The organism is Sphingomonas sp. FUKUSWIS1 (genome assembly GCF_000733135.1).
In the GTDB taxonomy this organism is placed as follows: domain Bacteria; phylum Pseudomonadota; class Alphaproteobacteria; order Sphingomonadales; family Sphingomonadaceae; genus Sphingomonas; species Sphingomonas aerolata.
On record NZ_JPJC01000226.1, the window covers coordinates 10235 to 24794 of the forward strand.

A 14560-nucleotide genomic window follows, 5' to 3' on the forward strand; every position below is an offset into this window, starting at 1 on the left:
TCCGCCGCGGCAGCGATTTCCGGATCCGCAGCGACCTGTCGGCAACGCTCTTTCTCGAGGACCCCGCCGACTATGACGGCGGCGAACTGGTGATCGAGGATCAGTTCGGGCCGCAATCGGTCAAGCTGCCCGTCGGGCACATGGTCGTCTATCCCGCCTCCAGCCTGCACCGGGTGACGCCGGTGACGCGCGGCGTGCGGACCGCGTCGTTCTTCTGGCTTCAGTCGATGGTCCGCGACGACGGCGCGCGCCGGATCCTGTTCGATCTCGACCAGGGCGTGCAGGCGGTCGCCGCGGCGCAAGGGATGGGCGACCCGGCGACGATCCGGCTGACCGGCGTCTATCACAATCTGCTCCGTCGCTGGGCCGATGCGTGACCACGCCCTGCCGATCCGGCCCCTCGTCGCGCTGCTCGCGATCGCGGGGCTCACCAGCCAGTCGAGCGCGCAGGCTAACGCCGCGTTTGCCGGAATACCGGACGTGACGATCGACTATTACCCGGTCGATGGCGGCGATGCGATGGCGGTCCGCCGGGCGATCGACGCCGCCCGACCGACCGATGCGCATGACGGCCGCCGGGTCGATGCGCTGAGCAGCTGGGACCTGCGCTGGTCCTGGCCGCGAACCAGACACGGCGGCTGCGATCTTGCGGCGACGACGATCCGATACAAGGCAACGGTGCGCATGCCGCAACTCGCCGCGACCGCCCGGCTGACCGCCGCCGAGCGCGCCGATTGGGACCGCTACGTCGCGGCGCTCGCCCGGCACGAAGCGGGGCATGTCCGCTACACCTATCGCCACCGCGGCGACATCCTGGCCACGATCAGGCGGGCGACCTGCCGGACCGCGGACGCCGCCGCACGGGCAGCGCTGGCCCGGCTCGACGCCTATCAGATCGCCTATGACCGCGAGACGGAGCATGGCACCAAGGACGGGGCAAGCTTCCCCGCCTCCTGACCCGTCAGGCGAACGCCGCGGCACCCTTCAGATGCTGATAGGCGGCGATGACCTTCTGCAACTCCGATTCATGCGCCCGGTCCCCGCCGTTGCGATCGGGATGATAGCGCCGCACCAGCTCGCTATAGCGTTTGCGCAGCGCGGTGCGGTCGGTGTCGGTCCCCAGCCCCAGCACGCGCAGCGACCGCCGCTCGCCATCGGACAGCACGCGACCATCCTTGCGCGCAGCCGCCATCCGCTCGCCGAACCGCGCGCCGATCGCGTCGATTGGGTCAGCAAAGTCTGCCCATTTGGGCGGCGTGTCGCCGCCGCCATGCGCAAAGGCCCGCGTCTCGCGTTCCCATCCCGCCATCGGCCGCTGCGCATGGTGGATCTCGTCCGCGGTCATCCCGTCGAAATAATTATAGCCTGCGTTGAACGCGCGGACATGCTCGAGGCAGAACCAGCGGAATTGCGGCGGCCCGCCATCGCTCGGCCCCTCGAGCGGCGGCGCGCGGAATTCGCCGGGTTCGACACAGCCCGGCCACATGCACACACGCCCGCTGCCCTCCACGCGCCCGTGGAAACGGGGGCTGGGCCGGTCCTTGCGCTCTTTTCTCGCGTCTTGCGTCACCGGCTCCCCGTCTATCCAAAACGGGCTATATAGGTCGGATGACAGACCTCGCCACCGGCTCCGTACAGGACCAGATCACCGCGCGCCTCACCGCCGCGCTCGCCCCGACCCATCTGACCGTCGTCAACGAGAGCGCGCTGCATGCCGGACATATGGGGGACGACGGCACCGGCGAGACGCATTTTCGTGTCGAGGTGGAAGCACCGGCGTTCCAAGGGCTTAACCGCGTCGCCCGGCAGCGCCTCGTGAACCACGCGCTCGCCGAACTGCTCAGCACGCAGATCCACGCGCTCGCGATCAAGGCGCGCGCGCCTGGAGAGGCATGATGGCCTATACGCTCTGGTACTGGCCCGGCCTTCAGGGCCGCGGCGAATTCGTCCGGCTCGCGCTCGAGGGCGGCGAGATCCCCTATACGGATGCGGCGCACGATCGCGGCGCCGAGGCGCTGATGGCCGATCTGAACGACCGCACCGGCCGCACGCCCTTCGCCCCGCCCTATCTCGAACTCAATGGTCTGGTGATCGCACAGGTCGCCAACATCCTGATGTATCTGGGCGAACGCCACGACCTCGCGCCGTCGAACATGGCCGATCGGCTGTGGCTCAACCAGCTGCAGCTGACGATCGCCGATCTCGTCGCGGAGGTCCACAACGTCCACCACCCGGTCGCGATGATGGACTATTACGCCGACCAGAAGCCCGAGGCCGCGCGCGCCGCGAAGCAGTTCCGTGACGAGCGGCTCCCAAAATTCCTCGGTCACTTCGACGATGCGGCACAGGCCAATCCGGGCGAATGGCTGATCGACCATCGCTGGACCTATGCCGACACCTCGCTGTTCCAGATCGTCGAGGGGCTTCGTTACATGTTTCCGCAGCGGATGCGCACGCTCGAACCCGACTATCCCAACCTGATCCGCATCCGCGACCAGGTCGCCGAAATTCCCGCGATCAGGGCCTATCTGAACAGCGACCGGCGGATCGCGTTCAACACCGACGGCATCTTCCGCCACTATCCCGAACTCGACGCCGCATGAGCCTTGGTCGCTTCCCGACATCCAACACCTCCCCGGCGAAGGCCGGGGTCCAGTTGGGGGACAGGCATAACGATGGGCGGTCCGTTGCCATATCGACCTCTCCAACTGGACCCCGGCCTTCGCCGGGGAGGTGCATCGGGCTGTGAGAACCCCGCGCCCCGCCGCGCGCATCCTGCTCGTCGACGCGCAGGACCGCGTGCTGATGTTCCGCTTCACGCCCGATGATCGCCCGCCGCTCTGGTGCACGCCGGGTGGCGCGGTAGATCCGGGCGAGAGCTATGCCGCCGCCGCCCGCCGCGAGCTTTGGGAAGAGGTCGGGCTCGACATGGACTGCGGCCCCGAGGTCGCGCGTCGCGTCGTCGACTTCCGCACCTTCGAGGGCGTCGAGGTGACCGCCGACGAACGCTATTTCCGCGTCGACGTGGATACGTGCGACGTCGCGGCGGGCGGGCTCACCGATCAGGAGCGCAAGCTGCTCGTCGGTCACCGCTGGTTTTCCCGAAACGACATCGCGGGGCATGACGAAGTCCTCTATCCAGCGGACCTCGTCGAACTCCTCGACGCCACGGAGACACGCCATGCTGGATGATTTCGTCCTCCAGACCATCCTGCCCTCGACGCATGATCTGGGCGGCTTCAAGGTCCACCGCACCTTGCCGAACAAGGACCGGACGATGGTCGGCCCGTTCCTGTTCTTCGACCAGATGGGCCCCGCGCATCTCGAGGTCGGTACGGGCATCGACGTGCGCCCGCACCCGCACATCAACCTGTCGACCGTCACCTATCTGTTCGACGGCGCGATCGACCACCGCGACTCGCTCGGCACGAAGGCACGGATCGAGCCCGGCGCGGTCAATCTGATGACCGCGGGCCACGGCATCGTCCATTCCGAACGCTCGCCCGGCGACGAGCGCGCCGGCGGGCCGAACCTGTCGGGTATCCAGACCTGGCTGGCGCTGCCCGAGGCGGTCGAGGAGATCGATCCCGCGTTCGAACACGTCACCAAGGCGCAATTGCCGGTGATCGAGGCGCATGGCGCCCGCTCGCGGATCATCATGGGGAGTCTCTGGGGCCAGAGCGCGCCGACCACGACCTATTCGGGCACGATCTACGCCGACATCGCGCTCGATCCCGGCGCGAGCGTGCCGATCGACGCGGCCGCGGAGGAGCGCGCGGTCTATCTCGCCATGGGCGAGGCGACGCTGGAGGGCGTGCCGCTCGAGCCGCAGGTGCTCTACGTCCTGCGCCCCGGCATCGCGGCAACGCTGCGCTCGGCGACCGGCGGACGGGCGATGCTGTGCGGCGGCGATGCGTTCACAACGCCGCGCCACGTCTGGTGGAACTTCGTCAGCTCGAACCGCGACCGGATCGAACAGGCGAAACGCGATTGGAATGCGGGCAATTTCCCCAAGGTCCCCGGCGACGAGAAGGAACGGATCGAGATCCCGGCGATACCCAAGACGGTCAGCTACCCCTGACCCCCGGATAAATCCTCCCCCGCCAGGGGGAGGATCGCAAAATGGATCCGACCCTTGTCCCGCCCCGCGCGGTACCGCACACTCCCCTTATCGGTGCAGACCATATCGACCCCCGACCAGATCCGGGGCACCATGCGGGAGAGAGACATGACCGAGCTGCAGAGCCTCCGACTATCCACCGGCGTCGACCTCGACGTCGCGATCAGCGGCGATCCCGCCAACCCGCCCGTCATCCTCCTCCACGGCTTCCCCGAATCGCACCGCACCTGGCGCCACATCGCCCCCGACCTCGCGCGCGACCATTATGTCATCGCCCCCGACCAGCGCGGCTATGCGCGCTCGTCGAAGCCCGAGGGCGTCGCCAATTACACCCCCGACAAGATCGTCGCCGATCTGCTCGCACTCGCCGATCAGCTTAAGATCGACCGCTTCACGCTGGTCGGGCATGACTGGGGCGGCGCGGTCGCCTGGATGGCCGCGCTCCAGCATCCCGACCGCATCGAACGGCTGGTGATCGTCAACGCCCCCCACCCGCTCGTCTTCCAGCGGACGATCTTCGACGATCCCGAACAGCGCAAGGCGAGCCAGTATATCCGCCGCTTCCGCGACACGAGCATCGACCAGGGCCTCACCGGCGCGGGCCTCGAGAAGTTCCTAGGCTCGACTTTCGCGCATCACGTGACGCAGGCGATCGCGGGCAAGGACAAGGCCGCCTATCTCGACGAATGGTCACAGCCCGGCGCGATGACCGCGATGCTCAACTGGTACCGCGCCAGCGCGATCGTCGTCCCCGCGATGGACGAGACACCGCCCCGCCCCGCCTTTCTCGACGCACCCTTCCCGCCGATGAAGATGCCGGTCCTAGTGATCTGGGGCATGCGCGACACCGCGCTGCTGCCGAGCCAGCTCGACCTCGCCGACTATGTCCCCGAACTGACGATCGAGAAGGTCGATGCAGGGCATTTCGTGCCCTGGGAAAAACCCGACGCAGTGATCGCCGCGATGCGCCGCTGGGGGATCTGACCGCCCACTCCTCGTCCTCCTGACGAAAGTCAGGATCCAGAGTCGCAGGAGACTGTCTTCAGTAAACCTGGATCCTGACTTTTGTCACGATGACGAAAGTGGTGGAAGGCGTAGCCGCCACCTGTCTGAATCCTGACCAGCACATTCTGAAACCGTTCAGCGGCCGGGGAGCAAATCCCCTGTCATGCCGTTTGATACGGCGTCGAAGACAGGAGAGCATTATGCGTAAGATCATCCTCGCGGCTGTAGCCGCCGCAACCTTGGTCCCCACGTTTGCCAGCGCGCAGAGCTATGGCGAAGTCCGTCGCAGCGACCGTGAAGTGCGTCAGAGCCAGCGCGAACTTCAGCAGGCGCGCCGTTTCGGCGACCGCGGCGACGTCCGCGATGCCCGCCGCGAGCTGCGCGAAGACCGTCAGGAGCGCCGCGAGGACTGGCGTGACTATCGCCGCAGCCACGCCAACGTCTATCGTCGTCCGGCCTATGTCGGCCCGCGCGGCTATCGTTATCGCCCGATCAACGTCGGCCACCGGTTCGCGCCGCAATATTATGGCCGCAACTACTGGATCAACGACTACCAGACCTATCGCCTGCCGCGCCCAGGCTTCGGCTATCAGCGCTGGGTCCGCTATGGCCGCGACGTCGTCCTGGTCGACACGCGCAACGGTCGCGTCGCACAGGTCAACAACGGCTTCTTCTACTAAGGCGCCACGACGGCCCGGGAGCGATCCCGGGCCGTATTGTTGTGGCGATCGGGGCGATCCGGTTGCACCCTCCCCAGCCCGATCGTAAAGCCCGGCGCGTGCCAGACTCCCAGATCATCATCGCCGTCCCCAAGGGACGTATCCTCGCCGAGGCTTTGCCGCTGCTCGCCCGCGCCGGCATCCATCCCGAAGCGGCGTTTTCGGACGAGGACAGCCGCGCGCTCCGCTTCGCGACCAACGACCCGGACATCTCGCTGATCCGTGTCCGCGCGTTCGATGTCGCGACGTTCGTTGCGCACGGCGCGGCGCAGCTCGGCATCGTCGGCTCGGACGTGATCGCCGAATTCGGCTATTCCGAACTTTATGCCCCGGTCGATCTCGGCATCGGTCATTGCCGCCTGTCGGTCGCCGAGCCCACCGAGATGGCGGCGAAGGACGATCCGCGCGGCTGGAGCCATGTCCGCGTCGCGACCAAATATCCGCACGTCACCGCCGCGCATTTCGCCGCCCGCGGCGTCCAGGCCGAATGCGTGAAACTGAACGGCGCGATGGAGCTCGCCCCGACGCTCGGCCTCGCGCCGCGTATCGTCGACCTCGTCTCGTCGGGCCGCACGCTCAAGGAAAACGGCCTGGTCGAGGTCGAGCGGATCATGGACGTCACCAGCCGTCTGGTCGTCAACCGCGCCGCGATGAAGACGCGCGCTCGGGTGGTGCCGCTGGTCGAGGCGTTCCGTCGTGCCGTCGAGCAGGAGCAGGCCGCATGATCCGCCTTTCCGCCACCGACGCCGACTTCGCCGACCGCTTCACCGCGCTTGTCGAGGATCGCCGCGAATCGGACGCCGGCGTCACGCAGGACGTCGCCGCGATCATCGCCGCGGTCCGCCGCGACGGCGAGACCGCGCTGCGCGACCTGACGCAGAAGCACGACCGCCACGACCTCGAGACGACCGGCTGGCAGATCGACGCCGCCAATTGCAAGGCCGCATTCGACGCGCTCGAGCCCGAGCTGCGCACCGCGCTCGAACTCGCCGCCACGCGCATCCGCGCCTATCATGAGAAGCAGCGGCCGCTCGACAGCGACTCGGTCGATTCGGCGGGTGTCCGGCTCGGCGCCCGCTGGCTGCCGGTCGACGCGGCGGGCATCTATGTCCCCGGCGGCCGTGCGGCCTACCCCTCGTCGTTGCTGATGAACGCGATCCCCGCCAAGGTCGCAGGCGTCGGCCGTCTCGCCATGGTCACGCCGACGCCGGATGGCCAGATCAACCCGCTCGTTCTCGCCGCCGCGCATCTCGCGGGCGTCGACGAGGTCTGGCGCGTCGGTGGCGCGCAGGCCGTCGCCGCGCTCGCTTACGGCGCCGGCCGGGTCGCGCCCGTCGACGTCATCACCGGCCCCGGCAACGCCTGGGTCGCGGAGGCCAAGCGCCAGGTTTACGGCGTCGTCGGCATCGACATGGTCGCAGGGCCCTCCGAAATCGTCGTCGTCGCGGATGCGCTGAACGACCCCGAATGGACCGCCGCCGATCTGCTCAGCCAGGCCGAGCACGACACCACGACGCAGTCGATCCTGTTCACCGACGACGCGGCGTTCGCCGACAAGGTCGCCGACGCGGTCGATCGCCAGCTCAGCGAACTCGCCACCGAGGCGGTCGCGCGCGTCGCCTGGGATGCGAACGGCGCGATCATCGTCGTCGACACGCTGGCGGACGCGATCCCGCTGGTCGACCGGCTCGCCGCGGAGCATCTTCAGCTCGCCATCCCCGACCCGCAAGGGTTCTTCGACCGCATCCGTCACGCGGGCTCGGTGTTCCTCGGCCGCTACACCCCCGAGGCGATCGGCGATTACGTCGCCGGTCCGAACCACGTCCTGCCGACCGGCCGCCGCGCGCGGTTCGCCAGCGGCTTGTCGGTGCTCGACTTCATGAAGCGCACCAGCTTCCTCGCGCTCGACGAAGCCGCGCTGCGCGAACTCGGCCCCGCCACCGTTGCGCTCGCCAATGCAGAGGGTTTGCCGGCCCACGCAAAATCGGTGGCGTTGCGGCTTCGCCTCAACCACTGATTTTTGTTCGCGCGGAGGCGCGGAGGCGCGGAGATGTTGTATGCGGCGCAGCCGCTCCGATCATCACCAGCAGGTGATTGGAGGGCCGCTGCGCGGCAAGTTCGACACCTCCGCGTCTCCGCGTCTCCGCGCGAACCAATCTTCTTCGCTTAGACACGCCCGAAACGCGAAGGGCTGACACGCAGCCCCCCCGCGCGTACAGGCAACCGCTTATGTCCAGAACCGCTCCCCGCACCAAGGCACGCGCCGCCGCGCGACTCGCCGCCGTCCAGGCGACCTACCAGCATGAGATGGAGGGCACCGCGATGCCCGTCCTGCTCAACGAATTCCATCAGCACCGGCTCGGCGCGACGATCGAAGACGTCGAATATGCCGAGGCGGACGTCGATTTCTTCGACGACCTCGTGACCGGTGCGAATGCCCGCAGCGGCGAGATCGATCTGCTGATCGAGGGCAAGCTCGCCAAGGGCTGGACGCTCGCCCGCCTCGACAAGCCGATGAAGGCGATCATCCGCGTCGGCACCTACGAACTGCTGGCGCGCAAGGACGTGCCGGTCGCCGCGGTGATCAGCGAATATGTCGACGTCGCGCACGCCTTTTACGACAAGCGCGAATCGGGCTTCGTCAACGGCCTGCTCGACGGCATCGCGAAAGAGGTCCGGGCGTAATCTATCGTCATCCTGGGCTTGACCCAGGACCCAGAGTAACAGGACGGAGCGTTCGTTACTCTGGGTCCTGACTTTCGTCAGGATGACGCTGCTGTATTGGCGGAGGACATGACCGAAGCCGAGTTCATTGCAGCCCTGCGCCGCCTCCCGCTCCACCCCGCAGCGCGCGGCCTGAACGACGACACCGCGCTGCTCGACGCAGGGCCGCTCGTCGTCACCACCGACACGCTGGTCGAGGGCGTGCATTTCCTCCCCACCGACCCCGCGCAGGATGTCGCGTGGAAGCTCGTCGCGACCAACCTGTCCGATCTCGCCGCCAAGGGCGCGGTCCCCGAGGGCATCCTGCTCAACTACCCGCTCGGCGACGACGCATGGGACCGCGCGTTTCTCGAAGGCCTCGCCGACGTCCTTACGGCCCATGACACGCGGCTGATCGGCGGCGACACGGTCACCCTCCCCCCGGGAGCACCCCGCATCCTCACCGTCACCGCGTTCGGCAGCGACGCCGCCGCCCCCGCCCGCGCCGGCGCAAAGCCGGGGGACGCGCTCTACGTCACCGGCACGATCGGCGATGCGGGCGCGGGACTGGCTATCGCGCTCGGCAGGAATGGCCCGGCCGAACTCCTCGCCGCGTACCGCCGCCCGCAGCCCCGGCTTGCCGATGGCCGCCGCCTCGCCCGCCACGTCCATGCGATGATGGACGTGTCCGACGGGCTGCTCATCGACGCCGCGCGGATGGCGCTGGCGAGCGGCCTCGCTGTCGCGATCGATCTCGCCGCCATCCCCCTCTCCGCCGCCTATCTCAGGGTTTCGGGCGATCGGGTCGCGGCGGCGATCGCGGGCGACGACTATCAGCTGCTGTTCGCCGCGCCCGAAGATTTCGCCACCGATGCCACCCGAATAGGGGCGTTCTTGACGGGATCGGGGCTGGTCCTTCACGATGCCGGCACGCCCGTCCCGCTGCCGCCAAGTCTAGGCTATGAGCACCGCGCCTGACGGTCGCTTGCGCAATACCCCTGCACTGATAGGTTCCTTGGACGGGACTCGGCAAAGCCGAGACCGGGGAGGAACTGAAAAAAGGGATAGTGCCGTATGACGACCGTCTATCTGGCCATGATCTGCGGCGTCATCGCCGTCCTATATGGCTTCGTCACCAGTCGGCAGGTGCTCGCCGCCTCCCCCGGCAATGCGAAGATGCAGGACATCGCCGCCGCCATCCAGGAGGGCGCAAAGGCCTATCTCGGCCGCCAGTACACGACCATCGCGATCGTCGGCGTCATCGTCGCCGTCATCCTGCTCGCCACGCTCGGTGTCATCTCGACGATCGGCTTCGTCATCGGCGCGGTGCTGTCGGGGGTCGCGGGCTATGTCGGCATGAACATCTCGGTCCGTGCGAACGTCCGCACCGCAGAGGCCGCGCGCACCTCGCTCCAGGCCGGGCTGACCATGGCGTTCCGCTCTGGCGCGGTCACCGGCATGCTCGTCGCAGGGCTCGGGCTGCTCGCGATCAGCGCCTTCTTCTGGTACCTGACCGGTCCCGCGGGTCACGCGCCCAACGACCGGATCATCGTCGAGGCACTGACCGCGCTCGCGTTCGGGGCCTCGCTGATCTCGATCTTCGCGCGGCTCGGCGGCGGCATCTTCACCAAGGCGGCGGACGTCGGCGCGGATCTGGTCGGCAAGGTCGAGGCGGGCATTCCCGAGGACGATCCCCGCAACCCCGCGGTCATCGCCGATAATGTCGGCGACAATGTCGGCGACTGCGCGGGCATGGCCGCCGATCTGTTCGAGACCTACGTCGTCACCCTGGGCGTCACGATGATCTCGATCGCGCTGCTGATCCAGGCCAGCGGCGCCGAGCTGATGCGGCTGATGACGCTCCCGCTGCTCGTCGGCGGCGTGTGCATCGTCACCTCGATCATCGGCACCTACATGGTCCGGCTCGGCGGCGGCAGCATCATGGGCGCGCTCTACAAGGGCTTCTTCACCTCGACGATCCTGTCGATTCCCGCCATCTACCTCGCCACGCAATATGTGCTCGGCGACCTTCACCGCGTGATCGGCGGTGCAGGCTATCTCGATCCCGCGACCGACGACCTGACCACCCAGGCCGCGCCGTCGCTGACGCAGAGCTTCACCGGCATGGACCTGTTCTGGTCGATGATGATCGGGCTGGTCGTCACCGGGCTGATCGTGTGGATCACCGAATATTATACCGGCACCAACCACCGCCCGGTCCAGTCGATCGCCAGGGCATCCGAGACCGGCCACGGCACCAACGTCATCCAGGGGCTCGCGATCAGCCTCGAATCCACCGCGCTGCCCACCCTTGTCATCGTCGTCGCGGTGATCGTCGCCTACCAGCTCGCCGGGATCATCGGCATCGCCTTTGCCGCCACCGCGATGCTCGCCCAGGCGGGCATGGTCGTCGCGCTCGACGCCTATGGCCCGGTCACCGACAATGCCGGCGGGATCGCCGAGATGGCGGGCCTGCCCGATGACGTCCGGCAGAAGACCGATGCGCTCGACGCGGTCGGCAACACCACCAAGGCGGTGACCAAGGGCTATGCGATCGGCTCGGCCGGGCTTGCCGCACTCGTCCTGTTCGGCGCCTATACCACCGACCTCGCGACCTATTTCCCGCAGGTCACGGTCGATTTCAGCCTCAGCAATCCGTACGTCATCGTCGGGCTGCTGCTCGGTGCGCTGCTCCCCTATCTGTTCGGCGCGTTCGGGATGACCGCGGTCGGTCGCGCGGCGGGCGCGGTCGTCGAGGAGGTCCGCGCGCAGTTCCGCGACAATCCCGGCATCATGCTCGGCACCAGCCGCCCCAATTATGCGCGCACCGTCGATCTCGTGACGAAGGCGGCGATCCGCGAGATGATTGTGCCCTCGCTGCTGCCGGTGCTGTCGCCGATCGCGGTGTATTTCATCATCACCGCGGTCGCCGGCCAGGCCTCGGGCTTCGCCGCGCTCGGCGCGATGCTGCTCGGCGTGATCGTCTCGGGTCTGTTCGTCGCAATCTCGATGACGAGCGGCGGCGGCGCCTGGGACAATGCCAAGAAATATATCGAGGACGGCAACCACGGCGGCAAGGGATCTGAGGCGCACAAGGCCGCGGTGACCGGCGACACCGTCGGCGATCCCTACAAGGACACCGCCGGCCCGGCGGTGAACCCGATGATCAAGATCACCAACATCGTCGCGCTGCTGCTGCTCGCCGCACTCGCGGGCGGCGGGGTGGGCTGACCCGACGATCCTCCCCCGCAAGGGGGAGGTAGCAGGTGCAGCCTGACGGAGGGGGCGGCACGCGCTGCCCCCTCCGTAACACCCCCCCGCCAATACCGCCGTAACGGACCCGATAGACCGTCCGCGGATGCATCTGGCTTGGACGGACCGGCTTTTGCCCCCGCATCCTGCCCCGATGCGCAACCGCCCCGAAAACCACCTCTTCTATGGCGACAATCTCGCCGTCCTCCGCAAGGAGATCGCCGACGAGAGCGTCGACCTGATCTATCTCGACCCGCCGTTCAATTCGAACGCCACCTACGGCATCCTGTTCAAGGAACCCGACGGCCGCGCCTCGAACGCGCAGATCGAGGCGTTCGAGGACAGCTGGCACTGGAACGACAGCGCCGAGGAAGCCTTCGACCAGGTCGCGCGCAGCGGCAACACCAAGGCATTCGACCTGCTCAACGCGATGCGCGGGTTTCTCGGCGACAATGACATGATGGCGTATCTGGCGATGATGGCAGTGCGGCTGCTCGAACTGCACCGCGTCCTGAAACCGACCGGCAGCCTCTATCTCCACTGCGACCCGACCGCGAGCCACTATCTGAAACTTCTTCTCGACGCGACGTTCGGCAAACGGCAGTTTCAGAACGAGATCATCTGGAGCTATCGGCGCTGGCCGACGGTCTCCCACCGCTTTCAACGGATGCACGACTGCCTGCTGTTCTACAGTAAGACCGAAACGGGCAATCTGTTCAACGTTCTGACGATGCCCCCGTCGGCGAGTTCGATCAAACGTTGGCGCGGGGCGATGCAGAAAGTGACCTTCGCTCCCGACGGAACCCGCAATCCCACGCAGGAGAGCGGCACGTCGCCAGGCGTCGCGATGAACGACGTATGGGACATTCCTATCATCGCCCCGGTGTCGCGGGAGCGTCTCGGCTATCCGACCCAGAAGCCGGTGGCCCTGCTCGAACGCATCATCGGCGCGTCGTCGAACGAAGGCGACGTGGTGCTTGATCCGTTCTGTGGATGCGGCACGGCGGTCCATGCCGCGCAGAAAATGGGCCGGCAATGGATTGGGATCGACATCACGCATCTCGCCATTTCGCTGATCGAAAAGCGCATGAAGGACGCGTTTCCCCGCGTCACCTTCACGGTCGAAGGCACCCCCAAGGACCTCGCCTCCGCACGCGATCTGGCGCTGCGCGACAAATACCAGTTCCAGTGGTGGGCGGTATCGCTGGTCGACGCGCTCCCCTTCGGCGGCCGCAAGAAGGGGGCGGATGGCGGGATCGACGGGCTCATCTATTTCAACGATCACGATGTCGCCGCAGGAAAGATGGTCACGCACCGCGCGATCGTCTCGGTCAAGGGCGGGCTCAATCCCGATATCGCGATGGTCGAGACGCTCGCCGCGACGATCGCGCGCGAAAAGGCGCCGATCGGCGTGCTGATCATGAACGCCAGGCCCACGCGCGAGATGGAGCGCCGCGCCGCCGCGGTCGGCATCTACCGCGCCGGCGTCGACGAGACGTTCCCGCGGCTTCAGATCCTCACGCTCGCCGACCTGTTCCAGGGCAAGCGGCCGCGGATCCCCAATGTCGACCGCGCCGCCTTCCGCCGTGCCGCGCGCGAAGCCACGGGCACACAGCCCGGGCTGCTGTGACGCGCCCTTGTTTCGGACGCGGCGAACACCGACATCCAGGTCTGAGGGGCGCGTATGGGCATAAGGGCCATGCGCGCCTTTCGGGCGTGCTTTCCTTTTTCGCCAAGCTGCGGTAAGGGCGCTCGTCCCGAAATTCCCCCAATTCAGAGATTATATTTGGCCAAGGAAGAACTGCTCGAGATGCGCGGCCGCGTGGTGGAACTCCTCCCCAACGCGATGTTCCGGGTACAGCTCGAAAACGACCACGAGATTCTCGGTCACACCGCCGGCAAGATGCGCAAGAACCGCATCCGCGTGCTGGTCGGCGACGAGGTGCTGTGTGAGCTCACCCCGTATGATCTGACCAAGGGTCGCATCACCTACCGCTTCAAATAAGCGCTGGCCGCGGGTCGTCCGCGGTCGTGCAGCAAGATCGAGGCAATTGTGCTCGTCCTAGCCTCCTCCTCGCCCCGCCGCCGCGACCTGCTGGCGCGGCTCGGCGTCGTGCCGTCGCGCGTGGCGTCCCCCGATATCGACGAAAGCCCGCACCGGGCCGAAGTGCCGCGCGCCTATGCGCTGCGTCTCGCGGTCGAGAAGGCATGCGCGGTCGATCGCGCGGCGGGTGAGATCGTCATCGCCGGCGACACCACCATCGCGCTCGGCCGCCGCATCCTGCCGCCCGCCGATACGCCCGACATCCAGCGCGACCTGCTCGGCAAATTGTCCGGGCGACGTCATCACTGCCTGTCCGCGGTCTGCGTGATCGACGCCGCCGGCACCGTCCGCACCCGCCTCGCCGACACGATCGTCGCGTTCAAGCCGCTCTCGAGCGCCGAGATCGACGACTACATCGCGTGCGGCGAAGGGCTCGGCAAGGCGGGCGGCTATGCGATCCAGGGCCGCGCGGAGGCGTTCGTGCGCTTTCTCTCGGGCAGCCATTCGGGAGTCGTGGGGCTCCCGCTGTTCGAAACCCGCGCGCTGCTGAAGACCGCCGGTCTCGCGCTTGCCTGAACCCGGTCCCGTCTGGCTCTACGAAGCCGGCATCGGCGAAGACCGCGCCGCGCTGGTCGAGAATGACCAGATCGTCGAGGCACTGATCGAGCGCGACGACGTGGCGCTGCGCGTCGGCCATGTCGCGCGCGCACGCCTCGT

General features: G+C 67.4%; 17 protein-coding genes. 16 read left to right on the forward strand and 1 reads right to left on the reverse strand.

Annotated features, from left to right (window positions below; genetic code table 11):
• Positions 1 to 377 (forward strand): Fe2+-dependent dioxygenase (locus tag sphsw_RS13535; protein ID WP_031441067.1); only part of this gene is annotated, 377 nt, incomplete at its 5' end.
• Entirely contained in the window at positions 370 to 957 is a 588-nt protein-coding gene (locus sphsw_RS13540) for a DUF922 domain-containing protein (protein WP_031441068.1), read from the forward strand. The genes sphsw_RS13535 and sphsw_RS13540, both read left to right, overlap by 8 nt.
• Positions 958 to 961: 4 nt before the next feature.
• On the opposite strand, the gene sphsw_RS13545 is transcribed toward sphsw_RS13540, so the two are convergent.
• A complete protein-coding gene (locus tag sphsw_RS13545; RefSeq protein WP_081874325.1) occupies positions 962 to 1486 on the reverse strand; it encodes a J domain-containing protein in 525 nt (174 codons plus the stop codon).
• Between the two features lie 122 nt (positions 1487 to 1608).
• Here sphsw_RS13545 and sphsw_RS13550 point away from each other — a divergent pair, with 122 nt between their 5' ends.
• The 14 genes from sphsw_RS13550 to sphsw_RS13615 all read left to right on the forward strand — a co-directional run bounded on the left by sphsw_RS13550 (position 1609) and on the right by sphsw_RS13615 (position 14419).
• The gene (locus sphsw_RS13550) at positions 1609 to 1896 is read left to right on the forward strand and encodes a BolA family protein (protein ID WP_031396501.1); all 288 of its coding nucleotides are present in this window, start codon (positions 1609 to 1611) and stop codon (positions 1894 to 1896) included.
• Positions 1896 to 2603, forward strand: a complete 708-nt coding sequence (locus sphsw_RS13555) for a glutathione S-transferase (RefSeq protein WP_031441070.1) — start codon at positions 1896 to 1898, stop codon at positions 2601 to 2603. Before sphsw_RS13550 ends, sphsw_RS13555 begins: the two co-directional genes overlap by 1 nt.
• A gap of 142 nt (positions 2604 to 2745) precedes the next feature.
• Positions 2746 to 3192 carry an NUDIX hydrolase gene (locus tag sphsw_RS13560; RefSeq protein WP_056408949.1) on the forward strand — a complete coding sequence of 149 codons (447 nt, stop codon included), beginning with the start codon at positions 2746 to 2748 and terminating at the stop codon, positions 3190 to 3192.
• Positions 3182 to 4081: a pirin family protein gene (locus sphsw_RS13565; RefSeq protein WP_031441071.1), complete on the forward strand. Its 900-nt coding sequence runs from the start codon at positions 3182 to 3184 to the stop codon at positions 4079 to 4081. The genes sphsw_RS13560 and sphsw_RS13565 overlap by 11 nt, the downstream gene beginning before the upstream one ends.
• Positions 4082 to 4228: 147 nt before the next feature.
• Entirely contained in the window at positions 4229 to 5104 is an 876-nt protein-coding gene (locus tag sphsw_RS13570) for an alpha/beta fold hydrolase (protein WP_031441072.1), read from the forward strand.
• Between the two features lie 221 nt (positions 5105 to 5325).
• Positions 5326 to 5805 carry an RcnB family protein gene (locus tag sphsw_RS13575; protein WP_031441073.1) on the forward strand — a complete coding sequence of 160 codons (480 nt, stop codon included), beginning with the start codon at positions 5326 to 5328 and terminating at the stop codon, positions 5803 to 5805.
• A gap of 98 nt (positions 5806 to 5903) precedes the next feature.
• Positions 5904 to 6569: an ATP phosphoribosyltransferase gene (hisG, locus tag sphsw_RS13580; protein WP_031441074.1), complete on the forward strand. Its 666-nt coding sequence runs from the start codon at positions 5904 to 5906 to the stop codon at positions 6567 to 6569.
• The gene (gene hisD, locus sphsw_RS13585) at positions 6566 to 7861 is read left to right on the forward strand and encodes a histidinol dehydrogenase (protein WP_031441075.1); all 1296 of its coding nucleotides are present in this window, start codon (positions 6566 to 6568) and stop codon (positions 7859 to 7861) included. The genes hisG and hisD overlap by 4 nt, the downstream gene beginning before the upstream one ends.
• Before the next feature lie 212 nt (positions 7862 to 8073).
• Complete coding sequence (gene nusB, locus sphsw_RS13590; RefSeq protein ID WP_031396492.1) at positions 8074 to 8529, forward strand: transcription antitermination factor NusB; 456 nt, start codon at positions 8074 to 8076, stop codon at positions 8527 to 8529.
• A gap of 108 nt (positions 8530 to 8637) precedes the next feature.
• Positions 8638 to 9525: a thiamine-phosphate kinase gene (gene thiL / locus sphsw_RS13595; RefSeq protein ID WP_031441076.1), complete on the forward strand. Its 888-nt coding sequence runs from the start codon at positions 8638 to 8640 to the stop codon at positions 9523 to 9525.
• Positions 9526 to 9621: 96 nt separating this feature from the next.
• Positions 9622 to 11778: a sodium-translocating pyrophosphatase gene (locus sphsw_RS13600; RefSeq protein ID WP_031441077.1), complete on the forward strand. Its 2157-nt coding sequence runs from the start codon at positions 9622 to 9624 to the stop codon at positions 11776 to 11778.
• A gap of 154 nt (positions 11779 to 11932) precedes the next feature.
• Positions 11933 to 13429, forward strand: a complete 1497-nt coding sequence (locus sphsw_RS13605) for a DNA methyltransferase (protein WP_235188396.1) — start codon at positions 11933 to 11935, stop codon at positions 13427 to 13429.
• 156 nt (positions 13430 to 13585) lie between these two features.
• Positions 13586 to 13804 carry a translation initiation factor IF-1 gene (gene infA, locus sphsw_RS13610; protein WP_031441079.1) on the forward strand — a complete coding sequence of 73 codons (219 nt, stop codon included), beginning with the start codon at positions 13586 to 13588 and terminating at the stop codon, positions 13802 to 13804.
• Positions 13805 to 13849: 45 nt separating this feature from the next.
• Complete coding sequence (locus sphsw_RS13615) at positions 13850 to 14419, forward strand: Maf family protein (RefSeq protein WP_031441080.1); 570 nt, start codon at positions 13850 to 13852, stop codon at positions 14417 to 14419.
• The last annotated feature ends 141 nt before the right edge of the window (positions 14420 to 14560 follow it).